This is a genomic window from Arthrobacter sp. Cza30, assembly GCF_059090765.1.
The window spans coordinates 65,296-90,689 of the sequence record NZ_JBNHGA010000015.1 but is presented as its reverse complement, the minus strand read 5'-3'; the positions used below and the strand labels follow the sequence as shown (position 1 = coordinate 90,689).

Genomic DNA, 25,394 nt, shown 5'->3' with positions numbered 1-25,394 from the left:
GAGGGCATCGGCTCATTGCGCAACAGCGTCAAGAACGAGCTGCGCTAACGCGCGCGGAAAGACCAGAGGCGAAGAAATGACCAACGACCTGTTCAAACAGGGCCTCCGTACACGCCGCGAAGTAGTCGGCGAGGAGTATGTCGACCGAGCCTTCTCTGCCGCAGGAGACTACGGGCAAGAGTTTCAGGAGTTCCTGACCGAGTATTGCTGGGGAAAGGCCTGGGGCGGTGAAAAATTGAGCCGCCGGGACCACAGCTTGCTCAACATCGGGATCATCGGCACGCTCGGTCGGGCCAATGAACTGAAGCTCCACCTCAGAGGTGCGCTTCGTAACGGCCTGACTCCCGAGGAGATCAAAGAAGCGATAATCCAGCTCACGGTATACGCCGGTGTGCCCTTGGGGTTGGAAGCTATGAAGCTTGCGCAAGAGGTCGTGGCGAGCTTTGAAGCAGAAGAGCGCAAGCCTGAGTGAGAAATTCCGCCCGGCTAGCCGGGTCCCAGACGGCGAGCACGTCAACTCGGATGAAAGCTTCAAATTGACGGACGAATCACCTCGGTGTCCGCTGCCTTCGTGGTTTCTTCAGCAACCCATTTGAGCTCCTGATTGTCGGATCACGCATTGGTACTGATCTGAAACTGCGAAATCTGTGGGGAGGCGGAAGATGTCGCCGTGTGGCCCGGGGCCCAGGACGGATAAAGGTGAGGGAGGGTGGTGCATGGGAAATCTAGTGCGTGCGAGGTTAAGTAGCCCATCGTGGCAGCGCAGCCTGATCGTTTTGGCGAGCGTGCTCAGCATGGCATCGTGGTTTGCGGCGTCCGCCGTCGTTCCCAGCTTAAAGCAAGAGTGGGCGATTTCGTCGGCCGAGGCCAGTTGGCTCACTGTCTCTGTGCAACTAGGCTTCGTTGCGGGCGCACTCGCCTCGGCCGCTCTCAACCTCGCGGACAGAATATCTCTGCACCTGCTCTTCGGGGTCTCGACGGTCATCGCCGGTGCATCCACAATTGCCCTCGCTCTTCCCGGCATGGACCCGGGCGGTGCGCTGGCCCTTCGGGTCCTGACCGGGATCGCTATGGCGGGAATCTATCCGGTCGGGATGAAGCTCATCATGTCTTGGTCTCCGAATGCAAGCAGAGGCAGAGCCGTGGGCGCCCTTCTCGGCGCACTCGCACTCGGATCAGCGTTGCCCTATCTCTTAGGTACGGTCCCGTTCGGGTGGCGGGCCATTCCCATACTCGCAGCGCTGGTAACCGCGATGGGCGGAGCAGTCGTGGTCGCTTTTGTTCGGGCGGGCACGCAATTTAGCGACAGCACCGGCCCTGCAAAGAGCTTCGACCCTCGATTCGTTGTCGGGATGTTCCGAGATCGGCAGTTGCGCCGAGTAAACATTGCGTACTTCGGTCATATGTGGGAACTCTATGCCTTGTGGGCGAGTCTGCCCTTGTTTCTTGCCGCAGGCCAGCGTACAGGATCGGGACAGTCGACCGGGGTCGTTACGTTCGTCGCGCTCGGCGTAGCAGGGGTGCTTGGGTGCATCCTGGCCGGTTGGCTTTCCGACCGGCTTCGGCGTCGAACGATCGGGGCGGTCGCGCTGGCGATGAGTGGCCTCTGCTGCCTCCTCTCACCCGCACTCTTCGGGGCTCCATGGATGATCCTGGTGCCGTTTTGCGTGATCTGGGGAGCAACCGCGGTCGCTGACTCCGGTGTCTTCTCAACCATGCTGAGCGAAGTCACCGACCCACGCTTCGTTGGAACAGCATTGAGCGTTCAGACCGCCGTTGGCTACTTCATCACGGCCATCTCCATGGGTTTGACCGCGGTCATTGCTGAAAGGTTCGGCTGGCGATGGAGCTTGCTCGTACTTGCGATTGGACCCCTCGTTGGCTGCATCGCTCTCCTGTACCGTGTAAAGCCCCGAGTCCGTCCGGTCGTCATGGGAGAACCAGGTCTGGGATAGCAAGGGATGGAGGCTGTGCACCTCCGTGGTCCCGTCAGGGCGACCGGTTATGTTATGACGAATACGGTTGCATCGCCAGTCGGCGGTAGACACGACACTTCCGCAGAGCGACCCGTAACCAAAGACGATGCCTAGGACAATGATTTCTCGATGTGTGAGGTGGCGCGTTCCAGTTCATCCCGATATTCGTTCAGCGCGTCTCCTCTCGTTGTGGGAACGATGATCGCGAGGCTCCCGACCACCCCTGACCTGTCGCACACGGATTTGGCAAGACCCACAACCCCCTGCTGCAACTCTTCGGAGGTGCGGGCAAACCCGCTCTTCCGCGCGGTCTTGATGATCTCCCGGAGTTCGTCGTTCCAGTGATCTCCTACCAGTGCGCGAGCTTCTGCCGACGGCAGTGCCGCGAGAATCGCGACGCCCGAGGCGGTCAGGTGTACCGGGCTTCTTGCTCCTACCTCGTGGCGTACCTGGAGCGCGAGATCGTGGGGCTGGCAGGCCTCGACAAGGACAACGAGCTGACGCCCGTCCACAATCTGAAACACGACAGTCTCGCCCGTCGTCCCCGACAAATGAGTAGCAGGGGATTCGACTGCCCGGCGGAGCCTCGGCTGAACGGCTTCGGCCAGCTCTCGGATGCGGTAGGACAATGCGTAGACGCCGTCGTTATTTGTGACGAGCTCCCGTGCAAACAGCGTCGTCAGAAGACGTTGCACGACGGTGCGATTCGCACCAGTGCGCATCGCGAGCTGTTGCGGCGTCGCAGTCTTGAGTGCGGCCAGCTCAATAAGCAGTGAAAGCGCCTTGTCGGCCGTCTTGGATACGTCGCTCATAAGTGTCAGCCTCCAACCTTCAGCCTGACGGTACGGTCATGCGTGCGTGTCTGCAGATAGGCGCGTGCTAAATCGTCGGTGACCTCGCGGAGAATCCCGACGTGGTCATCGATCCGATCAGCGCGCACGCTTGGGGCGACGACGGTGAGAGAAGCCACCACTCTGTCGCCGACGAGTACAGGGCAGGCAATCCCAACCATGTGTTCCTGTAGCTCGTCACGTGTGAGCGCATAACCCCTTTCGCGTACAGCGTCCAACTGCGGGTCATCGAAGGCGAGCCCTTCGACGGAGCGATTCTGGAAAGCCAAGATGGCCAGTCCGCTCGCCCCGCGTGTCAGCGAGTGCCGAAAACCGAGCGAGAACTCGACGCGCAGCGGCCCCTGACCTCCGCTATGGCACGCAACCACGAGTGCATCGTCACCAACGGGGACATCGAGGACCACCGTCTCTCCCGTTACCTGGGCAAGGTCGCGAATGAACGGCTGCGCGAGTTCGGCGATTTCGTAAGAGAGGTTTTGGCCTAGCGCTGTGAGCCCGGGCCCAAGCCAGAACTTGCCGTCGCGCAGCTTCGACACGAAAGCGCGCCGATGCAATGTGGTGACTATTCGCTGAATGATGGGACGACTGAGGTTCAACTGCGCTGACAGCTCGGCAACACTTTGACCATCGAGTCTTTCAAGCTCAATGAGCACGCGGAGAGCGTAATCAGCGGTTTGCGCTGTTTCGATTTTGCCCTCCTGTTCGTGTGTCTATCGAGCTGTGGCTACTGTCCCATAGCATAGCTCAGAAGTTCGATATTCAGATAAATTCCTCATAAATGCCCGGACGCCTAAAGTCACGGCCTCGCGACGGCTGTGGCCGAGAGGGCTTGAGGCTCATTCTCCCGTTTCTCTCCTAGGGTGTGTGGTTCCCGAGTAGTACGTCGACAAGTGGAGCCACGTCCCTGTCCGAAGCCGTTTTGATGGTGTTGTCGATTCTGCCGGGCTGAGACGCGATGCGGAGAGTTAGAAGCCGCGCGAAGGGCGACGACGGTGCTCCCGTGAGCGCCGACGTCGTTCTGTGAACCGCGCACGGCCGGACATGCAAAAAGTCCTAGTTTCGCCGTGGCAGTCAGGGACCAGGGCGAATGGCGCCATCAGCGCGATGCCATCGGAGCAACCCAGGGCGCCGTTGTCGACGCCGTGGCGGGCCACGGCGCCGATGTCGGCGTGGAAGGGCGGCTTACGGTGTGAACGGGGCAGGGGAGTCCGTCCAGCCTGGCCGGCTATGTGCCAAGGCTGCCAGTGCCGCGGCAGCCCTGGGGAGAACTGCTTCGTCAAGGTCAGCTCGCGGTGAGTGACTGGTCTCTGTTGACTCGTCAATCTTGGCTCCCAGAACCAGGAAGGCTCCCGGAACGTCATTGAGGACATGGGAAAGTCCTCCGAACCCGTCATCGGGTACTCCAGTTCCCGGAATGCCTCAACTCCGAACAATGACGTGATCGTGTCACAGGCGAAACGATGTTCCACTGCTCCTTCGCCTCCCTGGCCCGGGGGCGTCAGGATGGAATCGGCGACTTTGTGGCCGAGGAAGCGGGCCGGTTCGCGGGCGTCCGCCCTGACGAGGTGAACAGCCGGCGGCTCGAAGAGGGCCGAGAGCGGAAGATTCAGCGCATCACAGATCGAGGCAAGTGACGCGACGGAGGCCGATGTTTTTCCCAGCTCCACCTGTGAAATGAAGCCCTTGGTCAGCCCGGTGTGTTTTGCGGTCTCGAGGATGGTTAGCCCCCGGTCCTCCCGCGCCCGCCGCAGCCGCTCGCCGATGAGTTTGACCTGTCTCGTTGCCGGCCTTTCGTCGGTTCGCGCCGCGTCATCATTCATGCTCTTATACTGCCTCACCGGCGGGGGACGCCGGTCCACCGTCTGCACCCGTGTGCGGGCGCGACGAGCTCCCGCACGCCGCCGGCGGTCCTCCCGCCCGCCCATACAATGACTGGTATGAACACGACTGACCGCCGGGCGCTCTCCCGGCAACGGCAGCTGCCCGGGTCCGGGCCAACATGACGGCGGAAACAACCGAGCAGGTAGTGCTCCTGGACGAGAACCTGAAGCCCGCCGGCGTCGCCGACAAGGCCGAGATCCATACGGGCGAGACACCGCTGCATCTCGCCTTTTCCTGCCACATTTCCGACGCCGAGGGCCGTGTGCTGGTGACCCGGCGCGCCCTGAACAAGCTGACCTGGCCCGGCGTCTGGACCAACTCAGCGTGCGGCCATCCGGCCCCGGGGGAGGAGATGGCCGACGCCGTGCGGCGACGGGTGCGCTACGAGCTGGGGCTCGGGCTGGAAGACCTGAAGCTGGTGCTGCCGGACTTCCGCTACCGCGCGGTGGACGCCTCCGGCATTGTGGAGAACGAGTTCTGCCCCGTCTACACGGCGCTGGCCGCCGGCGAACTGTCGCCGCGCGATGACGAGGTGGCCGAGTACCGTTGGGTGCGCCCCTCCGACCTGCGGACCGCCGCGACTGCCGCGCCGTGGGCCTTCAGCCCGTGGATCGTGCTGCAGCTCCAGGCCCTGGAACGACTGGCCTAGCTTCCGCAGGGACAGAGCCGCGCCTCAGGGAGCAGGCGAATGTTCGATTTCCCGCCCGGCCGTGGCAGGGCGGGAATCGCGGCGGGTCGGGGCCGGCAGGGCCGCGGTGCCGGAGGTCACCAGCCGGGCGATGACTTCGTCCGGCCACATGGGCCGGCCGAAGTAGAAGCCCTGCGCATTCAAACCCGGGCAGCCGGCCAGCCACTCCACGGCCTCGGCGGTCTCGATCCCCTCGATCACCACGTCCGCCTTCAGCGCGGTGAACATGGCGATTAGATGGCTGACCACGATGTTCCGTGCGGTTTCGTCGTCGTCCCGGGCGCTTCCGTCGTCGCCGCTGACCAGCGAGCGGTCTACCTTGACGATGTCGAAGGGGAACTCGGTCAGCGAGTTCATGGATGAGTAGCCGGAGCCGAAGTCGTCCACGGCGATCCTGAAGCCCTCGCCGCGCAACTGCACGAGGGCTGCCCGGGACTGCTCGGACATCTTGTCCAACGAGTTTTCGGTCAGCTCCACGATGATGTTCAGCTCCGGCCCTTCGGCGCGCATCCGCCTCAGCCTGTCCACGACGGGGGATCCGTCGGCGAGCTGGCCCAGTTCCACGTTGACGGAGACGGAGCGGACACTGGTGACTTCGCTGATTCGGGCCATCGCCGCCGCCGCACCGTCGATCACCTGGATGGTCAGCTCGTTGAGCAGGCCCAGTCGGTTCGCTTCGGTGACCAGCCGGTCGGCCGGGATGTTGCCGAGTTCGTCGTCTTCGTAGCGGGCCAGGGCCTCGAACCCGACGACCGCGTCCAGGTCCAGGGAAACGATGGGCTGCAGCGCCACGCGCAGCAGGTGCCGGCGGATGCCGCGTTCAACCGCCACTGCCAGGCAGGCTTCGGCATCGGAGCCGTCGCGCGTTGAGTCGCGCAGCTGCTGCTGCAGCCGCTTGGAGCCGTACATCCCGGAATCGGCGTTGCGCAGCAGCTCCTCGATGTTGGGCGCCGGGCGGTCCGAGTACGCCACGCCAATGCTGGCCCGCACCCGCAGCGTGTTGCCGCGGGCCGTGAGCGGGCGCGCGATCGCGGCGGCAATGCGTTCGGCAGCGGCGCGGGCGCCGGCTTCGCTGGTGACGTCGCGGAGCACCACGACGAATTCGTCGCCACCGATACGCGCGGCCACGTCGTCCTCGCGGATTTCCGAGCGTATCCGCTGCGCGGTGGCGGTCAGCAGCAGGTCACCGATGTCGTGGCCGTGCCTGTCATTGACGGCCTTGAATTCGTCCAGATCCAGATAGACGACGGCGATGGCCTCGCCGGGGCGGCGGCCGGCATTGATCTCGGCCAGCCGCTGCCAGAGTGCGCGCCGGTTGCCCAGCCCGGTCAGGGCATCGGTGTCCGCCTGCAGCCGCAGCTCGTGCACCAGCTCATCGTGCCGGACCATGATGCTGCCCACGTGCGCCAGCGCGTCGAGCACCTGCTCGTCTTCCTCCGTGAACTGTGCGCCGCCGTTCCGCGAGGCCACCAGGTAGTTGTCGCCGTGGTCCCAGCGGCGCATCCGGACACCGATTTCCCTCTCTTGGGGCGCCTCCGGACGCAAGGAGACGCGGTCGGCGCGCACCGAGGCGCTGGCTGCGGCGAGGAGGGTCCGGTCGAGGCCGTCCGGGCTCCACGGCAGCTCAAGCGAGGCGTCGACCAGGCCGGTGAGGCGGCGGCGCAGCTCACGGTTGCGCAGCCAGCCGGTGACCGCAAGCGCCAGCACGGACGCGAAGACCAGGAGCAGCGACTGGACGCCGTCGTGGCCGAACCGGAGGGCGGCGTACTGGGCGGCCAGGCACAGGAGCAGATTGATGGCCAGCGTGCACAGGGCCGGCGCCCAACCGATGCCGTTGCGGAAGGTGCTGCTCCGCGTGGCGGTGGTGGCGAAGGAACGCTCGACGGCGATAGCGGTCAGGAAGAAGGCCAGCCAGCCGGCCAGCAGGGCGGCCGGCCACGCAAAGCCGGCGGCGTGGAAGGCCTGGAACATCGCTACCAGCACGGCGGAGGCGAGCAGCCGGCTGATAAACCAGTACAGCTCTCCCCAGCGGAAGCGCAGGAAAACCACGCGGGTGGCCAGCAGCCCGACTCCCACCACCACCACCGTCTCATGCAGCGGGGCGGTGAGGTCGTTGCAGACGATCACGGCAGCGGTCATCGCGGCGGTGGTCTGGCGCCGCATGAGCGGCGTATCCACCCGCAGGTGCCAGGCCAGCACCAGCATCAGCACGGAGAGGACGGCCACGAGGTCGAACCGTGGCGGAGCGACGATCGAAGCCGCGACGACCTGGCACATCACCAGCAGCCCGGCAGCCGAAATGCCGGCGATGGCAGCCCACGCGAAGGCGGCCGCCGCCTTGGTGGCCGTCATGATGCTGCCGGCATGCCCGTTCCCCACTTCTTCTGCCGTCCGATGTTAACGTTTCAACAATCGTAACCGTGCAGCACGCGCAGCCGGCGCACCGGGTGGCTGACGCTCCGAAGGGGGGAGGGGTCAAGGGAAGCCGACGCCGGGCGGATGCCTTCGTCACCGGCGACCAGCACCAGCCCACCGAAAGACACAAAGCAGGCGGCCCGCCCATCCGCGGCCCATGTCCGGCTCGCGCCGGACATGGCAAACCGCATGGGCGGGCCTTCACCTTTAGTGCTTGAGCAGCCCCTCCAAGAAGGTGGCGGGCCGCTGCATTTCACCGTGCTTGGCACCGAGCACGATGACAGTGCCGGCGAAGGCCGGAATGATCCACTGCAGCAGCTTGAGCTGCTTCTGGGCAGACTTAAGTTCCGGTGATGCCATCGGCGACGGCTCGGTGGCGCCCTCTGCCCCCTGCTCGGCCATCTTCTCCACCTTCTTGCCCAGCATGCCGGCGTAGAGGGTGACGCCAGCGCCGGCCAGGGTGACAACGGTCTTGATCACGGTATTCCGCGTAACCCCTTCCTGCTGGACCATCCTGCCCTTGTTGCCCGCCAGCAGCGGCAAACCGGAAGCAAGGTGCGATACGAAGGCTACGGTCTGGACCGGTGCCCACTTCATCCATCCGATGCTGGACAAACGGGTCCGCTCCCGCGGATCCTGGGCGGCGGCGGCCGCACCGTTAAGACCGATGGCGCCCATCAGTGATCCGCCGAACCAGGCGGCGGCAGTAAGGTCGTGCACAGAACGGGCCAAAAGATTTCCGGACATTGCTGACTCCTTAAGTGCGTGCTGTCTTGCCGATCGGCAAATGCCTCCGGCTAAAGGTTGACGACGTCGTTCTTGCCGACGTCGTCTGCTTTCTTCCCGGTGACCATTCCCTTGGCCAGCTTGAACAGCGTGGCCACCTTGGGGGAATCCGGCTTCCAGTATTCGGCGGTGTGGGCCTCGACCCGGAGCAAAGCCACCGTCGGGTCGTCCTTGCCGTTTTCAAACCACGGTTCCATCATGGGGCCCCACAGCTCGTCGATCTTCGCCTGGTCGCGGACGATTGAGGCGGTGCCCGAGATGGAGAGGTAGCCGTCCGACCCGCTGACCGACACGTTGACGTGCGGATTGGCTCGGATTTCGTTGGCCTTGGGCGAGGGATCGTGCGTCACGAACCACAGGTCGCCGTCGAACTCCGCTTCCTGTAGCGCCAGGGGCCGACTAAACAGCTGACCGCTGGCATTGACCGTGGTGAGGACGCCGATGTCAGCGTCCTTCAGGATCTTGGCTACTTCCTTGCGTCCTTCATCATCGTTCGCCATGAAACCACCTTCCGACTAGGGTGCAGGGAATCCTCAGCATACTTTCTAATTCCGAGGAGGCCAATGGTGGTTGCGGGCGGGAACGGTTGAACAGGGAAGTGCGCGCGGCAAAGGGGCCGGGGCCCGGCGGGCTCCGACCCCAAGGCGCGGCGGTGCCGCCTCTTTACGCGGTGCGGGCGCCGGCGAGCAGTTCGTCCAGCCGCTCGTAGCCTTCGCTCATGCCGCTTTCCATGCCGGACTGGGCCATGCCGTCGCGCGCCTCCAGCGTGGGGTAGACGGAATGGCCGATCAGTTTGCAGCGTCCGTTGCCCAAGTCCTCGAAGGTCATGAACTCGATGCTGACGACGTCAGGGTAGCCGCCGAACTCGAACGTCTGGATGGCGAACTCGTTCTCGCGGACCGTGTGGAAAATGCCGGTAAAGGCGTACTGCTGGCCGTCGCGTCCGGTGTGGAGGTAGCGGTAACTGCCGCCGGTGCGGAAGTCGTAATGATCGACGTCCATCTTCATGCCCCGCGGGCCCAGCCACTGCTTGAGTAGGTCGGGGTCTTTATGGGCGCGGAAAACGTCGGCGACGGGATAGTCGAACTCGCGTTCTGTGTCGATGAACGGAAGGCCCTCCGGGAGGGCGACTTTGAGTGAGTTGGTCATGGCTTGTCCTTGGATAGTTGGCCGAGCACGGCGTCCAGTCCGCGGTACTGCGCCTCCCGAACCAGCCGGTACTGGTCGATCCACGCGGTGAGCGCTTCGAGCCGTGCTGCGTTCAGGTGAACGGGCCGGCGCTGGGCTTCCCTGGTGCGGGTGACCAACTGTGCCTGCTCGAGGACCTGGATGTGCTTCGAAACCGCCTGCTTGGAGATTTCGAAGGGCTCGGCCAGCTCGTTGACCGTTGCCGGTCCGCGGCTGAGCCGGGCGATGATGCTGCGGCGGGCCGGATCCGCCAGGGCCATGAACGCCCTGTCCAGGAGGGCCTCGTCGCTGCTACCGGTCACGTTATTCAACTCTTCCTTTGATCAACCTTTCGGTTGAATAAAACCTACTCCTGCCGCGGCGACCGGTCAAGGGGCAGCGGCGAACTTTTAGCCTGGTGGGCGGGGCGGGGTGGGTGGGCCCGAGGGCGGGCCGGAGCCGGGGAGCCTGCGCGACGTCAGGGACTCAGCGGACGGATACTTGGCCGGCGCCGCAACCGGGAGAGCCTGCGCCATATTCGGGCATTAGCGGACGGTGACCTGGCCGCCGTCGACGTCCCAGCGGGTGTCCAGCCGGACGTTTTCCAGCAACCGGCGGTCATGCGAGACCAGCAGCAGCGTGCCGTCGTAGCCGTCCAGCGCCTGCTCCAGCTGTTCGATGGCGGGCAGGTCCAAGTGGTTGGTGGGTTCGTCGAGGACCAGCAGGTTCACGCCGCGGGCCTGCAGCAGGGCGAGGGCGGCCCGGGTGCGTTCGCCGGGGGAGAGGGCACCGACGGCGCTGGACACCTGGTCGGCCTTGAGGCCGAACTTTGCCAGCAGCGTGCGGACCTCGGCCTGGCTGTAGTCCGGTACCAGTGCCTCGAAGGCGGCACCGAGCGGCCGGTCCTCCGCGAGCTGGCCGCGCGCCTGGTCGATCTCGCCGATGGCGACGCTGGCACCCAGCCCGGCGGCGCCGTCGTCGGGCTGCTGGTGTCCCAGCAGGAGGCGCAGCAGGGTGGACTTGCCCGCGCCGTTGGGGCCCGTGATGCCGATGCGCTCGCCGGCGTTGACCTGGAGCGAGACCGGGCCGAGCGTGAAGGCGTCGCGGCGGACGGTGGCCCGGTGCAAGGTGGCGACCACCGAGCTGGAGCGAGGGGCGGCGCCGATGCTGAACTGCAGCTGCCACTCCTTGCGCGGCTCCTCCACCTCGTCCAGCCGGGCGATCCGGGACTCCATCTGCCGCACCTTCTGCGCCTGCTTTTCGGAGGACTCCGTGCTGGCCTTGCGGCGGATCTTGTCATTGTCCGGATTCTTCTTCATGGCGTTCCGGACGCCCTGCGAGCTCCACTCGCGCTGGGTCCGCGCCCGGGACACGAGGTCCGCCTTCTTCTCCGCGAACTCGTCGTACGCGTCGCGGGCGTGACGGCGCGCAACGGCCCGCTCCTCCAGGAAGGCATCGTAGCCGCCGTCGTACACGGCCACCCTGTTCTGGGCCAGGTCCAACTCCACCACGGTGGTCACGCAGCGGGCCAGGAACTCGCGGTCGTGGGAGACGAGCACTGCGCCGCCGCGCAGGCCCTGCACGAACGACTCCAGCCGGGCCAGTCCGGCCAGGTCCAGGTCGTTGGTGGGCTCGTCCAGCAGAACCACGTCGAAGCGGCTCAGCAGCAGGGCCGCCAAGGCGGCGCGTGCGGCCTGGCCGCCGGAAAGCCCGGTCATGGGCGCGTCCGGGCCGACGTCCAGCCCGAGCTCGGCCAGCATGGGCGGGATCCTGTCCTCCAGGTCCGCTGCCCCGCTGGCCATCCAGTGGTCCAGGGCGGCGGCATAGGCGTCGCCGGCCTGCTTGGAGCCGGAGCCCAGCGCCTCGGCCGCGGCTTCCATGGCGGCGGTGGCGGCCGCGGCACCGGTGCGGCGGTCAAGGTAGGCGGCGATGGTCTCGCCGGGAATCCGTTCGTGTTCCTGCGGCAGCCAGCCGACGAAGGCGTCCGAGGGCGCCGTGCTCACCGACCCCGCCAGCGGCGCGTCCGCGCCGGCCAGGATCCGCAGCAGCGTGGTCTTGCCGGCACCGTTGGCGCCGACCACCCCGACGACGTCGCCCGGCGCGACGGTCAGGTTCAGGTTGGAGAACAGGGTGCGGTGGCCGTGGCCGCCCGAGAGGTCCTTGGCCACCAGCGTTGCAGTCATGCCTACCAGTCTAGAGAGCGACGGCGGGTGGTCCGGACCGCACCCGCTACCAGGGCGACGTACGTGGGGCCCGTCGGCCTCGTCCCGACCGGCGGGGAAGGCGTGAGCGGCGGCTGGCTATGCTGGAGAAGTCGCGTCGCAGCGCCTGGGGCGGACAAAGCCCAGCCGCATGCGGCGCCGGATTTGTTGAACAAGCGCGAAGGCGGGATGCAGATGTCAGGGATAGTGGCTGCCCACGGGGAGTTCGATGCGACGGCGGGCGAACGGATGCTGGACCGGTTGGCACACCGTGGACCGGACGGGTCGGGGTCGCGCCGGGTGGGCAAATCCTGGCTCGGCAGCCGGCAGCTGGCCATCGTCGATCCGGATCACGGGCAGCAACCCCTGGCCGGCCGCGACGGCGACGCCTGGCTGGTCGGCGACGGCAATATCTACAACTACCGCCGGATCCGTGACCGGCTCGGGCATGAGGGCTTCCGGACCCGCTCCGATCTGGAGGCCGCGCTGCGGCTGTACGAGGAGCTCGGCGTCGCCGCCTTCGACAAGCTCTGGGGCCCGTTCGCCCTGGTGGTCGCGGGCGATGACGGGCGGTTCGTCGCGGCCAGGGACCTGCTCGGATTGTCCCCGTTGTACTGGGCACGGCGCGAAGAAACCGTGCTGTTTGCCTCCGAAATGAAGGCGTTCGACGATTTGTGGCGGCCTTTCGTGGAGCCGTTTCCGCCGGGCCATGCCTGGACGCCGGAGGACGGCCTGATGGCGGGGCCAGTCTTCCCGGCGGGCGCCCCGGTGCTGCTCAAGAGCCGGCGGCCGGACGAGGATCCGCCGCAGTGGGTTTTCGATGCCCTGCGCGACACCCTGGTCCGGGCGGTGGAGCGCAGCCTGGAGGCCGACGTGCCGGTGGGCGTCCTGTTGTCGGGCGGGGTGGACTCCAGCATCGTCACGGCCGTGGCGGCCCGCAAGGCCGCGGAGCGCGGGAAGGTTTTGAAGACGTTCGCCGTCGGGCTGGAGGGCAGCGCCGACCTGCTCGCCGCCCGAGTGATGGCGGCCGCCGCGGGGACCGAGCACCACGAGCTGGTCTACACCGCCGAGGATGCGATCGCGCTGGTACCGCAGGTGATCGCGGAGCTTGAATCCTTTGACCCGACGCTGGTGCACAGCGCGGTGCCGAACTTCCTGGTGTCCCGGCTGGCCGCTGAACACGTGAAGATCGTGCTGGTGGGCGAGGGCGCAGACGAGCTGTTCGCCGGCTACTCGCATTACGGCCGCCACGACTCCGGCGAGGCGCTGCACGAGGACCTGCTGGAGACCATCGAAGGCATGCCCATCGGGGGACTGCAGCGGGTGGACCGGGTGGCCGGGGCCAACGGGATCGAACCGCGGTTGCCCTTCCTGGACCTGGACATGGTGGAACTGGCCTTGGCATTGCCGCCGGCGTGGAAACTGACCGGACCGGAGCGGCCGGCCAAATGGCTGTTGCGCAAGGCCTTCGACGGGATGGTTCCGCACGAGGTGCTCTGGCGGCCGAAGGAGCAATTCGGCGAGGGCACCGGCATGAACGATGTACTCCGCGAACACTTCGAAGCCTCGGTCAGCGAAGCCGAGCTCGAGCACGAGGCAGGCGTGCTGGATCCGCCGGTGCGGACCCGCGAGGAACTCGCTTACTACCGCATCTTCGCGGCCGCCCTGCCGGGGATCGACGCGCAGAAGACGGTGGGACGTTTCGCGGAGGCCTGAGACGCGGGCGGTTTCGGGGAGGCCCGGGACTGCCAGCGGTTCGGTGAGGTTCGAGATAGCCAGCGGCCGCCGGTCGTGGTGACCGGCGGCCGCTGGCCGTTCTGCGGAAGCAAGGTCCGGTGGCTAGCCCACCAGGCCCTGCTCCTGCAGCCACTCCTCGGCGACGTCGCGGGGATCCTCGCCGTCGTTATCCACCCGGCCATTGAGCCCGGTGATGACTTCATTGGTCAGCGCGGCGCTGATCGGAGCCATGATCTCCGCAATGGCCGGGTACTCGTCCAGGGTTTCCTGGCGCAGGGTCATGGAGCCCTGGTACGGGACGAAGAATTCCTTGTCGTCTTCCAACACGGCCAGTTCGTTGGAGATGACCCGGGCATCGGTGGAGAAGACCTCGCCGAACTGGCAGGATCCGCCGACCTGTGTGTAGATGAGGTTCAGGTCCAGCTCCACTACCTTGCCGAACTCAAAACCGTACGCCTTCTCCAGGCCGGGGAGCCCGTCGTCGCGGTTAATGAACTCGCTGGCGGCGCAGACGGCACCCTGGTCCGGGTTCTTCTGGATGAATGCGGCGGCTTCGGTCATGTTGGTGATGCCTTCGGCCTCCGCGAACTCCTTCTTGGCGGCGATCCGGTAGGTGTTCTCGAACGGCGCCGGTTCCAGCCAGGCGACGCCGTTCTCCGCGTCTTCCTTCGCGACGGCGCCGTAGAGGTCTTCCGGCACGTCCTCGGTGGTGTGGCCGAGGACATTGACCCAGCCGGTTCCGGTGTAGTCCCAGTAGAAGTCCACCTGGCTCGACTGCAGGGCCTCGCGTACGGTGGCGCTGCCGGAGATGCCCGTCTTGTCCTCGACGGTGGCGCCGGCATCCTCGAGCGCGACGGCCGCGATCTGGGCCAGCAGGATGGATTCGGTGAATTCCTTGGAGCCCGCCGTGAAGTGCGCGCCCGCAAGCTCGCCGTCGCCGGTCGCCTCGGCTGCGTCGCCGCCGCCGCAGGCGGTCAGCAGCAGGGCCACTCCGGCGCCAAACGCGGCGAACGCCGTCTTCCGTGAACTATTCGCTTTCATCATTCCTCTTTCGTCATGCAGGGGATGGCCTAGAGCCCTTTCGGGCGCAGGAAGTCTTCGGCGATGCTCGCCAGGTAGTCGATCAGCAGTGCCAGCACCGCCGTCAGCGCGGCGCCGACAATCTGGACCAGCACGCGGTTGGTGGACAGCCCGGCCACGATGATGTCCCCGAGTCCGCCCGCGTTGATGTAGGTCACCAGGGTGGCCGTACCCACGTTGATCACCAGGGCGGTGCGAACGCCGGCCAGCATGATCGGCACCGCGAGGGGCAGTTCGAGCCGGCGCAGGACGCCGAACTTGGAGATGCCCATGCCCCGCCCGGCTTCCAGCACGGATTCGTCGACCTGCTCCAGGCCCACCATGGTGTTGAGCAGCACCGGGATGATGGCGTAAAGCACCAGGCCCACGACGGCGGCCTGGAAACCCAGGAACAGAAACGCCACGGCCAGCAGGACAAGCACGGCGATGGTCGGAACCGCCTGTCCCAGGGTCAGCAGGGTAATCAGGTAGGGGCGGACCCGGCGCATGGCCGGGCGGGTGAACAGGATGCCCAGCGGCACCGCGATGACCAGGGTCAGCAGCGTCGAGACCGCGGTCAGCTGCAGGTGCCGGCCCAGGGCGGCGGCCAGGTTGGCCGGGGCCAGGGCACGCGCCTCGATGCTGTCCAGTTCCTGCGAGCCGACATACAGGTACAGCGCCAGGCAGGCCAGCGCCAGGATGGCGGGCACCAGCAGGTAACCGGTCAGGGTCCGGCGCCGCGTCCTGGCCGGTGGTTGGGCGGCAACGTCCTGGTCGTGCACCGAGTGTGGTGCGGCAGCGGCCACGTCAGCCACCCGCCTGTACGGCTTCGGCCACCTCGCCCAGCCCGGCCCGGGCTCGAGCGACCGCCGTGTCCCGCATGGCCCGGATGGCCTCGTTGATCTGTTCGATATCCACCACGCCCTGGTAGACGCCGTGCGAGTCCACCACGATCGTCACGCTGTAGCGGGCGGTGATCAGTTCGTTCAACGCATCGGACAGCGTAGCCCTCGGTTCCAGGATTGCTTCCGGCGGCAGGCCCACCTCGTCCAGTGCGCGTGCACCTGCCCGGTGCAGGTCGTCCGCACCCACCCAGCGGCGGGGCCGCCCGGCGTAGTCGAGCACCAGGAGCGCCGAGCGGTCGCTGCGCCGCAGTTGCTCCAGCGCGTCCTCGGCCGGGGTGTCCAGCCGGACGGTCGGCCACTGGGTCAGCTCGATATCGGCCACCCGGCTCAGGTTCAGCCGCTTGAGGGAGGCGCCGTTGCCGATGAAGTCGGAGACGAAATCATTGGCAGGGGCGGTCAGGATCTGCTCCGGGGTGTCGTACTGGGCAATCCGGGAGCGGTCCTGCAGGATGGCGATCCGGTCGCCCATCTTGATCGCTTCATCGATGTCATGGGTGACGAACACGATGGTCTTGCGCACCTCCGACTGCAGGCGCAGGAATTCGTTCTGCAGCCGGTCCCGGGTGATGGGGTCTATCGCCCCGAACGGTTCGTCCATCAGCATCACTTCCGGGTCTGCGCCCAGAGCACGTGCCACCCCTACCCGTTGCCGCTGTCCGCCGGAGAGCTCCTTGGGGTAGCGGTTGCGGTACGTCGACGGCGGCATGTTGACCATGTCCAGCAACTCGTCGACCCGAGCGGAGATTCGTTTGGCGTCCCAGCCCAACAGCTTGGGCACGGTGGCCACGTTTTCGCCGATGGTCATGTGCGGGAACAGGCCGACTTGCTGAATGACGTAGCCGATGCGGCGGCGGAGCTGGTCCGGGTCGGTGGTGGTGACGTCCTCGCCGTCCAGGATGATCCGGCCGGAGGTGGGCTCGATGATCCGGTTGATCATCTTCATGGTGGTGGTCTTGCCGCATCCCGACGGGCCGACCAGCACCACGATCTCGCCCTCGTAGATGTCCAGGGTCAGGTCGTCGACCGCGTTGTCCTTCTGCCCGGGAAACCTCTTGGACAGGTTCTGTAAGCGGATCTTGACCGGCCTGGGCTGGGGGGTCTGATGGTCGGAAACGGTCATCGGATTCCTTTGGAGGTAGTCAGCTTGCGGACGGTGTGGAAGAGCAGGTCGAACAGGATGGCGAGGACAATCACGCCGAGGGTTCCGGCCAGGACCATGTTGACGGCCACCGGCGTGCCCACCCGGGCCAGGCCGGTGAAGATCAGCTCGCCGTAGCCCGGGCCCAGGACGATCGCGCCGATGGCAGCGATGCCCAGCAGGATCAGGGTGGTGACGCGGATGCCGGTGATGATCACCGGCCACGCCAGCGGCAGTTCGATCCTCAGCAGCCGCTGGGTCCGGCTCATGCCCATGCCCTTGGCCGATTCCACGATGGCAGGATCCACTTCGCGAAGGCCGGTGATGGTATTGCGGACGATGGGCAGCAGGCCATACATCGTGAGGGCGACGACGACGGGCAGCGCGCCCAAGCCCAGGGGGCCGATGAGGAGGATGAACAACGCGAAGGAGGGAACGGTCAGGAAAGCACCGGTGACCGCGAGGACTGTTTCGCGCGGCCGTTCGTGCCGATACGTCGCGATGCCCAGGCCGACCCCGATCACGGTGGCGAGCATGACCGAAACGCCCACGAGGACGGCATGCTCGATGCCCATTTCCAGCATGTCGTCGGCGCGTTTCGCGAGAAACTCGAAAAAGTTCACACGTTCCTTTCTGCAACCTCTGCCGGGAACAAGACACGGAGAGACCGAGGCTGGTGTGGTTTCTGTTGCCGATGTGGCAGATGCTACGACTGCCCGTAACTATAGTTGATTCCGGCTCACGGATGCCCATCGGGCCGCCGGCAGCGGGCCGCCGCGGACGGTCAGTCGCGGATCCGGACGGCGGTTTCGCGCAGGAACTGGTCCACGCGTGTGTAGGCGTCCCGGGTGAGCGCCTTCCACAGGCGCATCGCCAGTTTCGGGTCCTGCTCCTCCAGTTCTTCGATCGCCTCCGAGGAGAGCACCATGAGTTCCACCGGTCCGTCCGCTTTCTCGGTGGTTTCCTGCCGGTCCTCGCTGCCCAGGGCGAGTTCGCCGAACGTCATGCCGGCGCTGAGCGTGCTCAGCTTGACCCGCCGCCCCTCCGAGTCGGCGGCGATGGTGCTGATCCGGCCGGAGACAATGAAGTACACGCCGCCAAACCGTTGGCCGACCCGCCGGACGATCTCGCCGTCCTCGTACTTCGCGGGCTCCATGCGTTCCACCAGGGCGACAATTTCGTCCGGGTGCAGGGTGCCCAGGGCCAGCGACTGCTCCACCGGCACCGACGTGGGCACGCCCAGCGGATCCCCGTAGCGGGCAATAAGGCGGTTCTCGGAGAACTCGACGGCACCGGTGCGGGTGTCGAAAACCGGCACGTGCCGCCCGGTGTCGACGAAGACGTCCGCGAGCCTGTCCTCCGGATCGATCAGCAGCAGTTCACGGTTGTCCGCGGCCAGGATCTCCTCCAGGCGGGCGAACATGCGCAGGGCTACGCCGCCCACTTCGTCGACGCGGCGCAGGTCCAGGACCACCAGCTCAACGTCGTCGGGGAGCGAGCTGATCTCCCGGACCATCGATTCCGTACCGGCAAACAGCAGGTCGCCGTTGAGCTCGATCAGCTGCGCGCGATGGCCGTTCTCCCGCAGCACCTCGGCCGACTCGTCCGTGCGGCGGATGCCGGAAGGAACGACGGTGATGTCGTAGCTGGCGCGGATCGCGGAACGCCCGGCACGCGCGGAGCGGACGAAATGCATCTCCATGTCCTCGGACAGCCGCCGGCTCACGGCGATCCCGCGGACCGATCCGCCGTGGTCGTCCAGCGGCGGGGAGAACACCGCGAGCCCGACCTGGCCGGGAAGGACCGCCAGGGTGCCCCCTCCCACCCCGGACTTCGCCGGCATCCCCACGTTGGTGACCCAGTCTCCGGCGTCGTCGTACATGCCCGAGGTCATCATGACCGACAGCACCCGTTCCACCGGCCCGATGTCCATGACGTGGTTGCCGGTGACAGGATTGGTGCCGCCGTTGGCCAAGGTCGCGGCCATGATGGACAGGTCCCGGCAGGTCACCTGCACCGAGCACTGCCGCAGGTAGTTCTCCAACGCGGTGGTGGGGCTGTCCTCGATGATGCCGAACGAGCTCAGCAGGTAGGCCAGGGCGTGGTTGCGGTCGCTGTTGCGCAGCTCGGCCTCGAACACCCGCGGGCTGCTCTTGAGTTTCCGGCCGGCGAATTCGGAGTACGTGTTCAGGATCCGTTTGATCGCGGACCGGCCGCCGGAGCCCTTGATCATCCCGGTGACCGCCAGCGCGCCCGCGTTGATCATCGCGTTGGCCGGCCGCCCTGTGCCGGCGGCGAGGGAAATCTCGTTGAACGGGTCCCCGGAGGGCTCCACATCCACCTTTTCGTCCACCGCGTCGAAACCAAGTTCGGCCAGCGCGAGCGCGTAGCTGAACGGCTTGGAGATCGACTGCAGCGTGAATTCCTTGCGCGTGGTGCCCACCTCGTAGACGTAGCCGTCCACGGTTGCCAGGCAGATCCCGAAGTCGTCCGGATCCACTACCGCCGAGGCAGGACCCACCAGATACGGCGTGCCGTCGCGGAGCTCGGAGATCTCGGCGTGCAGGGTGCGCAGGTAGCTGTCGATCGGCGATTCCATATCACCAGCGTAAGTGGGCGGACGGCGCGCCCCGGACAGCCGCCCGCTGGCCTACGCCTCATCGCGCCCTCGGGCCAACGCGCCATCCGACTACCACGCCATGGGGCTACCGCGCGATCCGACTGCCCTGCGGCGCGATGGTCAGGGAGGCGACCTCTTCCAAGTCCGGGTGCAGATCGTCGCCGTCGTGCACCACGCCCTTTTCCCACCAGATCTTCAGGCCGTCTGGGGAGTCCTCCAGGCTGGCCAGGTTGTTGTCGAACCATGGCCGCATGCGGCTCTTCCAGGTGAACGGCGGATCGGGGACCTTCGCGCCGCGGGCTACGAGCGCGCCGACCGGAGCGGCGATGCCATAGGACATGGCGGCGGTGAAATAGCGCATGAAGCGGGGCAGCGGGTTGCGGACGGGCGAGCAGACGACCTGGACGATCCGGCTGCCCGAGTCGCGCACCACCTCCGTCACGTAGGAGAAGTGCACGTCGCCCGAGAGGAAGGTGACGGTCTCCGGCGCCGGTCCGCGTCCGCCGTCGGCCACCTCCTGCACCATGGCCGCCACCTCGTGGAAGGTGCGCTGGAAGGCTGCCCAGTGCTCCAAATCCACGGCCCGCCGCAGCAGTTCCCCGGCGGCCGCCGGCAGCTTGCCCCAGGCGCCTTCGCTGAGGGCCTCGTTCCAGGACTCGATGTGGTGCAGGCCCTTGGGCAGCAGGAACGGCAGCGAGGTCCCGATCAGCAGGTGCTTGAAGCCGCCCTGGAGTTGGCTGTCCAGCCAGGCCATTTCTTCCTCGTCCAGCAGCGTCCGCCGGTCCGGCTGCAAGTCACGGGCCGCGCGCGAGTCGAGCACGACCAGCCGTGAACCGCCGATGTCGCGGGTGAAGCTCCAGCGGTAGGTGTCCGGCTGCCGGTCCGCCCGTTCCGCGAAGGCTTCCAGCGCGTCGCTGAGGTCCGGTTCGCCGTCGCCCGGATGGTTCACCACCTGCTGCCACAGTTCGTCCTCGGCACGCTGCTCCGGGGACAGGTTGCCCAGATGCTGGTAAACCCAGTAGGACGCGAGGCCGGCGACAATGCGGCCATGCCACCAGGGCTTCTTGGCCATCTGCCGCCGCCAGGTCAGCGAGGCGTTCCAGTCGTCGCGGATGTCGTGGTCGTCGAAGATCATCGCACTGGGCAGCGTGGAGAGCAGCCATCGGTTGGCGCCGTCCGACCACGCGAGCATGTACAGGTGGGCGTATTCCGCGTAGTCCTTCAGCTCTTCGCCGGGCGGTTCCTTGATATTGCGGCGGGCGCGGATGAACTCCTGCATCGCCTCGGACGTCGAGTCCGCATAGACCTGGTCGCCGAGGAAGAGCAGCAGGTCGGGCCAGCCGGGGTCCGTCCCGTCGGGTGCCTCGCCGGTCGCGTCCCCGGTCCCGGTGCCTTCCTTGTCCCCGGGCCGGGCAGCCCCGTCGGCACGGTGCAGCGCGTATGCCCGGAGCGCGTCCACGCCGTGCTGCCTGTTGCCGGTCGCGTCATGCTCGACGCTGGTGCGGCAGGACCCGAAGGCCAGCCGGAGCGGGCGTCCGGGCGTGAGGGTGCGGATCACGGGCGCCGGGTACGGCGAGTCCGGTTCCGGCCAGGCCGGCATGCCGTCGACCTCCACCCGATAGGGTGTCACGCTGCCGGGCTCCAGCCCCTCGGCCTCGACCAGCGCGTAATGGTGGCCGCGCACGGAGAACGTGCCTGCCTGCCAGCTGCGCCCCTGGACCACGACGGCGACGGTGGCGGCTTCGCGGGTTTCCACCCAGATGCTGGCCGACGTCTGGTCCACATAGCGCAGCATCGGGCCAAGTACCAGCGGCGATGCGGTCATGAATCCTCCTGCCTGTCCCGACAGAACGGTGTTCCCTTGCGCAACTCTGCCACTATCGTCCGCCTGCGGAAAGAGCCCGCTGCGGAGGATCCCTTTTCGCCGCGGGCATCGCCGTCGTCATTCCCGGGGCCGGGTGGCGGGGTGGCGGCGGCCAACGAAGGCGGCCGATCAGCGCTCCGGCGACGGGAGGGGTGGCAGCGTCGGAAGGTGGCCGGTAGCGGGGACGGGCACGTCCTGCTTCTCCCGCGGGGCGCCCTTGCCGGGATTGCCGTCGCGCTGGCCCAGGGACGGATCCGGCAGTCCGCCCTCCAGCGGCGGCACCGCGGGGAGCACGTCCCCGGACGGCTTGCCCGGCGGACGCTTGGCATCCTGCCCGGCAGCATCATCGGGATTAGGGGCCCGCTCCGCTTGGTGCCCGGGCTGCGGCGCGGGGGCAGCAGGATGTGCCGGGGCGGCGGGAGCGGCCGGGGAATCGGTGCCGGTGTCGGCCGAGCCGGAGCCGCCTTCCTCAATCGTGATCTCGCCCGTTACGGCCGGGACGTGGGCGGGGGCTCCGGGCGCGGAGTGGTCCTGGGGAGCTTCCTGGCCGGTGCCGGACGGGGCGAGGAAGCCCACGACGTGCCGGACGGCCTGGTCCGCGGCTGCCCGGAAGTCGGGGTTGGCGGCCGCGACGCCGGACACTCCCAGCCCGGTGGCGGCCACCGCGGCCGTGAGGACAAGGGCGCCGCGCATCGTGCGGCGGCGCCGCAGCGGCACGATCTGGGTGCCCGCGGCCGCTGCGCCGGCAGCCGGCGTCAGGTAAGCCAGCACCTCGGGTGAGGGGGCCGGGATGGGGGTTTCCCCGGCGGCCCGGAGGGCCAGCAAGGAAGATTCCAGCGGGGCAGAAGGAGCCAGCCCGGATTCGTCCAGCAGCTGGCGGACAGTGTCGTCGTCGGACTTTTCAGCGCTGTTCATACCAGGGCCTCCTTCCTTTCCAGAACGGATTTGAGTTTGAGCAGGGCACGCCGCTGCAATTGTTTGATGGAGCCGGCGCTCCGGCCCATGATTTCGGCAACCTGTTCGATCGACAGGTCGGCGACCACGCGCAGCATCAGCACTTCCTGCTGCTCCGGCTTCAGCTCCTTGAGCTGGCGTCCCACGTCGCTCTCGGCGAGCGTCTCCAGGACAGTTGTTTCGGCGGAGTCCACCGCGCGGGCGTCGGCATCCGGGTCGTAGGGCGACAGCACCGGCTGCCGGGCCCGCCGCCGGACATCGTCTACGTAGCGGGCGTGAGCGATGGAGAACGCCAGCGTCCGCAGCCCCTGGAAGCCGCCGGTCACCGACCGGATCCGGGAAAAGAGGGCGAGGAATACTTCCTGCGCGGCGCCTTCGTGGTCTTCCAAACCGCGCACCTTGAGGTAACCATTGAGCCCGGGTGCCAGCGCGGCGTAGATCTCGCTGAAGGCAGCAGCATCTCCGGACTGCGCCGCGAACACGATGTCGTCGGGAAGTGATGGGGGCAAGTCGACGTTCTTTCAGACAGCGGGCGACGGGTGCGGCGCCCCCAGTGTAGGCGCCGCACCCGGTACCACGGGAATTACTGTCCGGCTTCTACGGTGACCGAAGAGGCGCCACGGAGTTCGGCGCGGGTTTCCGCGGCTTCCGTGCGGGCGTCGATCGCGGCCTGGGCCTCGGCGTTCGCGGTTACCGGCAGCTCCGGAACGGCAGGGACGGCGGGCACGGCCGGGGTGGCAGGCAGGCCGTCGGCACCCGGGACGGCCGGGGTTGCCGGGACTGCCGGAGCCACGGCGGCACCCGAACGCAGCTCGGCGGCGGCGCCGTTCTCCTCGGTGCCGGCCTCGGCCTCTGCGCCCAGCGCCGCGTCAGCCTCTGCTCCGTCTACGCCGGCGGTGACGTCGGCCTCGGCGTCGCCTGCGGCTGCGGAACGGACTTCCGGCACGGCGGGGGAGGCCGGGATGGCCGGGACTGCGATCTCACCCTCGCTGGCGGGGACGGCCGGGGTGGCAGGGACTGCCGGGGTGGTGACCGCGGTCTCCGAGCCGCCGACGGCGGTCAGGGCGGGTGCTGCCACGGCGGCTCCGGCGCCTCCCACGGCGATGACGGCGGCCAGGGCGGCTCCCTTGGCGGGCAGGCTCAGGGTGCGGAAACGATTGGACATGGATCTCCTCAAAAGGTTGCTCGGCACGGCCGCGGTACTGCTAGCGCGGCGCGCCCTTACACCTGACTAATCGAAGGAGGAGGGTGGAAGGTTACGCTTTCGTGATTTTTCCCGAGAAACACCGGTGGCCGGGGCATGACGCCCCGGCCACCGGCCTTCGACCAGCTGACGGGTGTCAGTAGGCCTTGACCCGCTGTTCGACCACCAAGTGGATCAGGGCGAAGGTCTTGTCCTCGTCGATGGCCTTGAGGGCAGCTTCGAGGGCGGCGGGCACATCGGCGTCCTTCTCCACCTTCACGCCGAAGCCGCCGAAGGCCTGGGCCATCAGGGCGAAGTCGGGATTCTTCAACTGGGTGCCGGAGATCCGCTCCGGGTACCAGCGTTCCTGGTGGGTGCGGATGGTGCCGTATTCCTGGTTGTCCATGACGATGACCAGCGGGGTAGCCCCGTACTGGGCGGCGGTCGCCAGTTCCTGCCCGTTCATGAGGAACTCGCCGTCGCCGGCGATGGTCACCACGCGCCGTCCCGGGTGGGCCAGCGAGGCGGCGATGGCAGAGGGGACGGAGTAACCCATGGAACCGTTGCGGGCCGACAGCATGGAGGCATAGTCGTGGGTGGGGAAGTAGCGGTGCGCCCAGTTGGTGTGCTCGCCGGCGCCGAGGGTGACCATGGCGTCGCGCGGCAGGCCCGCGACCAGGTTCGCCATCATGGTGTCCATCCGGGCCGGCCCGTCGCCGGGCTCCGCCGGCGGCAGGGCGGCGAACTTGACCTGCTCGCCGCGCATGCGCTGGGTGAAGTCTTTCCACTCGTCCTTCACCGGCAGGTCCATCATGACCAGGTCGCGGACAAAGACGTCAGGCTTGGCCACGATCTGGTAGGAGACGGGGCCGGAGCGGCCCCGCAGCGACGGGTCGATGGTGACCAGGAAGTTCTTCTTGGACCAATCCTGCCGGACCAGGAAGCCGTCGGTGATGACATCGCCCGGGACGGTGCCGACGAAGACCAGCAGGTCGGTTTCCTCGAGCAGGTCGTAGGTGGGCTTCGGCCGGCCGTAGCCGATCGGGCCCACGTAGGAGGGGGAGTCGAAGGGAATGGTGCCCTCGCAGCGCCATTCGACCGCCGCCGCGATGTTGTGCTCCTCGAGCCAGGTCGTGAGCGCGCTGGACCCTTCCTGGGTCCAGTCATTGCCGCCGACGACGAACAGCGGCTTCTCGGCTTCCTTCAGCGCAGCCTTGAGCGCCTTCCAGTCCGTGACCGTCATGCCGCCCTGCGCCACAGGGATGACAGGGTGCAGCGTGGCGTCTACTTCTTCGCGGATGACATCTTCAGGAAGACCGACGACGACGGGTCCCGGCCGCCCGCTCATGGCGGCAAACATGGCCTCGGCGACGATTTCGGAGGCCCGCTCGGGGTGGTCCAGCACCATGACCCGCTTGGCGCCGGTGTCGAACCAGGACTTGATGTCGAATTCCTGGAATGCCTCGCGGTCACGGTGCTCGAAGGGGATCAGGCCAACGAAAAGCACCATGGGCGTTGCGTCCTGCCAGGCGGTGTGGAGGCCAACGTGTGCGTTGGCCGCGCCGGGTCCGCGGGTGACCATGGCGATGCCCGGACGCTGGTTCATCTTTCCGTCCGTCTCGGCCATGTAGGCCGCCCCGCCTTCGTGGCGGCAGACGATGGTGTCGATGCTGGAATTGTGGAGTCCGTCCAACACTTCCAAGTAGCTCTCGCCGGGAACCACGTACGTTCGTTCGACGCCGTGCGCCATCAATGAATCGACAATGATGTGCCCTGCCGATTTGCGGACCGGCTGCTTCTGCTGCGCTGCGACTGCGACCGCTTCCATTTGATCCTGTGTCACAGGAGACCTCTTTCACCTTTGAATCGAACTCGTCCGCGGCATTCTTCTCGTGCGGGTGCACGGTTCCCGATGAACGCGCTTGAGCAAAAGTACATGATGGGGTGTGTTATGACACCGTCCCTGTGA

23 protein-coding genes and 1 pseudogene are annotated in these 25,394 nt (G+C 66.9%); 4 read left to right on the top strand and 20 right to left on the bottom strand.

Features of this window, described 5'->3' with window-relative positions; translation table 11 throughout:
• Positions 1-76 precede the first annotated feature (76 nt).
• Together AC5RVZ_RS31805 and AC5RVZ_RS31800 are read left to right on the top strand one after the other, a co-directional pair.
• Entirely contained in the window at positions 77-472 is a 396-nt protein-coding gene (locus AC5RVZ_RS31805; protein WP_494069588.1) for a carboxymuconolactone decarboxylase family protein, read from the top strand.
• Between the two features lie 190 nt (positions 473-662).
• A complete protein-coding gene (locus tag AC5RVZ_RS31800) occupies positions 663-1,955 on the top strand; it encodes an MFS transporter (RefSeq protein WP_494069587.1) in 1,293 nt (430 codons plus the stop codon).
• A gap of 131 nt (positions 1,956-2,086) precedes the next feature.
• On the opposite strand, the gene AC5RVZ_RS31795 is transcribed toward AC5RVZ_RS31800, so the two are convergent.
• The 4 genes and pseudogenes from AC5RVZ_RS31795 to AC5RVZ_RS31780 all read right to left on the bottom strand — a co-directional run bounded on the left by AC5RVZ_RS31795 (position 2,087) and on the right by AC5RVZ_RS31780 (position 4,647).
• A complete protein-coding gene (locus tag AC5RVZ_RS31795) occupies positions 2,087-2,605 on the bottom strand; it encodes an IclR family transcriptional regulator domain-containing protein (RefSeq protein ID WP_494069593.1) in 519 nt (172 codons plus the stop codon).
• A gap of 30 nt (positions 2,606-2,635) precedes the next feature.
• Positions 2,636-2,788 (bottom strand): annotated as a pseudogene (locus AC5RVZ_RS31790) (helix-turn-helix domain-containing protein); the annotation flags it as partial.
• A gap of 5 nt (positions 2,789-2,793) precedes the next feature.
• Positions 2,794-3,480, bottom strand: coding sequence for an IclR family transcriptional regulator (locus AC5RVZ_RS31785; protein WP_494069586.1), 687 nt, complete (start codon positions 3,478-3,480; stop codon positions 2,794-2,796).
• Between the two features lie 312 nt (positions 3,481-3,792).
• Positions 3,793-4,647 carry a helix-turn-helix domain-containing protein gene (locus tag AC5RVZ_RS31780; RefSeq protein ID WP_494069585.1) on the bottom strand — a complete coding sequence of 285 codons (855 nt, stop codon included), beginning with the start codon at positions 4,645-4,647 and terminating at the stop codon, positions 3,793-3,795.
• Between the two features lie 179 nt (positions 4,648-4,826).
• On the opposite strand from AC5RVZ_RS31780, the gene idi reads away from it, so the two are divergent.
• Positions 4,827-5,357 (top strand): isopentenyl-diphosphate Delta-isomerase, encoded by a 531-nt coding sequence (gene idi, locus AC5RVZ_RS31775; protein WP_494001605.1) that lies wholly within the window; start codon positions 4,827-4,829, stop codon positions 5,355-5,357.
• A 24-nt stretch (positions 5,358-5,381) separates the two neighbouring features.
• Here the strand turns inward: idi and AC5RVZ_RS31770 are convergent, their stop codons facing one another.
• The 6 genes from AC5RVZ_RS31770 to abc-f form a co-directional block, all read right to left on the bottom strand.
• Positions 5,382-7,748: a putative bifunctional diguanylate cyclase/phosphodiesterase gene (locus AC5RVZ_RS31770; RefSeq protein WP_494069584.1), complete on the bottom strand. Its 2,367-nt coding sequence runs from the start codon at positions 7,746-7,748 to the stop codon at positions 5,382-5,384.
• Positions 7,749-8,018: 270 nt separating this feature from the next.
• Positions 8,019-8,558 (bottom strand): hypothetical protein, encoded by a 540-nt coding sequence (locus AC5RVZ_RS31765; RefSeq protein ID WP_494069583.1) that lies wholly within the window; start codon positions 8,556-8,558, stop codon positions 8,019-8,021.
• A gap of 50 nt (positions 8,559-8,608) precedes the next feature.
• Positions 8,609-9,097, bottom strand: coding sequence for a pyridoxamine 5'-phosphate oxidase family protein (locus tag AC5RVZ_RS31760; RefSeq protein WP_494069582.1), 489 nt, complete (start codon positions 9,095-9,097; stop codon positions 8,609-8,611).
• Positions 9,098-9,260: 163 nt separating this feature from the next.
• Positions 9,261-9,746 (bottom strand): SRPBCC family protein, encoded by a 486-nt coding sequence (locus AC5RVZ_RS31755; RefSeq protein ID WP_494069581.1) that lies wholly within the window; start codon positions 9,744-9,746, stop codon positions 9,261-9,263.
• Positions 9,743-10,045 (bottom strand): ArsR/SmtB family transcription factor, encoded by a 303-nt coding sequence (locus AC5RVZ_RS31750; protein WP_494069592.1) that lies wholly within the window; start codon positions 10,043-10,045, stop codon positions 9,743-9,745. Before AC5RVZ_RS31750 ends, AC5RVZ_RS31755 begins: the two co-directional genes overlap by 4 nt.
• A gap of 264 nt (positions 10,046-10,309) precedes the next feature.
• The gene (gene abc-f, locus AC5RVZ_RS31745) at positions 10,310-11,947 is read right to left on the bottom strand and encodes a ribosomal protection-like ABC-F family protein (RefSeq protein ID WP_494069580.1); all 1,638 of its coding nucleotides are present in this window, start codon (positions 11,945-11,947) and stop codon (positions 10,310-10,312) included.
• 213 nt (positions 11,948-12,160) lie between these two features.
• Between abc-f and asnB the strand changes: the two genes are divergently transcribed.
• Positions 12,161-13,681 (top strand): asparagine synthase (glutamine-hydrolyzing), encoded by a 1,521-nt coding sequence (gene asnB, locus AC5RVZ_RS31740; RefSeq protein WP_494069579.1) that lies wholly within the window; start codon positions 12,161-12,163, stop codon positions 13,679-13,681.
• Between the two features lie 123 nt (positions 13,682-13,804).
• On the opposite strand, the gene AC5RVZ_RS31735 is transcribed toward asnB, so the two are convergent.
• The 10 genes from AC5RVZ_RS31735 to AC5RVZ_RS31690 form a co-directional block, all read right to left on the bottom strand.
• Entirely contained in the window at positions 13,805-14,746 is a 942-nt protein-coding gene (locus AC5RVZ_RS31735) for a glycine betaine ABC transporter substrate-binding protein (protein ID WP_494069578.1), read from the bottom strand.
• A gap of 26 nt (positions 14,747-14,772) precedes the next feature.
• Complete coding sequence (locus tag AC5RVZ_RS31730; RefSeq protein WP_494069577.1) at positions 14,773-15,576, bottom strand: ABC transporter permease; 804 nt, start codon at positions 15,574-15,576, stop codon at positions 14,773-14,775.
• Complete coding sequence (locus tag AC5RVZ_RS31725) at positions 15,569-16,786, bottom strand: ABC transporter ATP-binding protein (protein ID WP_494069576.1); 1,218 nt, start codon at positions 16,784-16,786, stop codon at positions 15,569-15,571. The genes AC5RVZ_RS31730 and AC5RVZ_RS31725 overlap by 8 nt, the downstream gene beginning before the upstream one ends.
• Positions 16,783-17,427, bottom strand: a complete 645-nt coding sequence (locus tag AC5RVZ_RS31720; protein ID WP_494069575.1) for an ABC transporter permease — start codon at positions 17,425-17,427, stop codon at positions 16,783-16,785. Before AC5RVZ_RS31720 ends, AC5RVZ_RS31725 begins: the two co-directional genes overlap by 4 nt.
• A gap of 161 nt (positions 17,428-17,588) precedes the next feature.
• Entirely contained in the window at positions 17,589-19,403 is a 1,815-nt protein-coding gene (gene glsA, locus AC5RVZ_RS31715; protein WP_494069574.1) for a glutaminase A, read from the bottom strand.
• Between the two features lie 106 nt (positions 19,404-19,509).
• The gene (locus AC5RVZ_RS31710; protein ID WP_494069573.1) at positions 19,510-21,249 is read right to left on the bottom strand and encodes an alkaline phosphatase D family protein; all 1,740 of its coding nucleotides are present in this window, start codon (positions 21,247-21,249) and stop codon (positions 19,510-19,512) included.
• Positions 21,250-21,417: 168 nt separating this feature from the next.
• Positions 21,418-22,203, bottom strand: coding sequence for a hypothetical protein (locus AC5RVZ_RS31705; protein WP_494069572.1), 786 nt, complete (start codon positions 22,201-22,203; stop codon positions 21,418-21,420).
• Positions 22,200-22,751: an RNA polymerase sigma factor gene (locus tag AC5RVZ_RS31700; RefSeq protein WP_494069571.1), complete on the bottom strand. Its 552-nt coding sequence runs from the start codon at positions 22,749-22,751 to the stop codon at positions 22,200-22,202. The genes AC5RVZ_RS31705 and AC5RVZ_RS31700 overlap by 4 nt, the downstream gene beginning before the upstream one ends.
• A gap of 74 nt (positions 22,752-22,825) precedes the next feature.
• The gene (locus tag AC5RVZ_RS31695; RefSeq protein WP_494069570.1) at positions 22,826-23,407 is read right to left on the bottom strand and encodes a hypothetical protein; all 582 of its coding nucleotides are present in this window, start codon (positions 23,405-23,407) and stop codon (positions 22,826-22,828) included.
• Positions 23,408-23,582: 175 nt separating this feature from the next.
• Positions 23,583-25,253 carry a thiamine pyrophosphate-dependent enzyme gene (locus AC5RVZ_RS31690; RefSeq protein ID WP_494069569.1) on the bottom strand — a complete coding sequence of 557 codons (1,671 nt, stop codon included), beginning with the start codon at positions 25,251-25,253 and terminating at the stop codon, positions 23,583-23,585.
• Between the last annotated feature and the right edge of the window lie 141 nt (positions 25,254-25,394).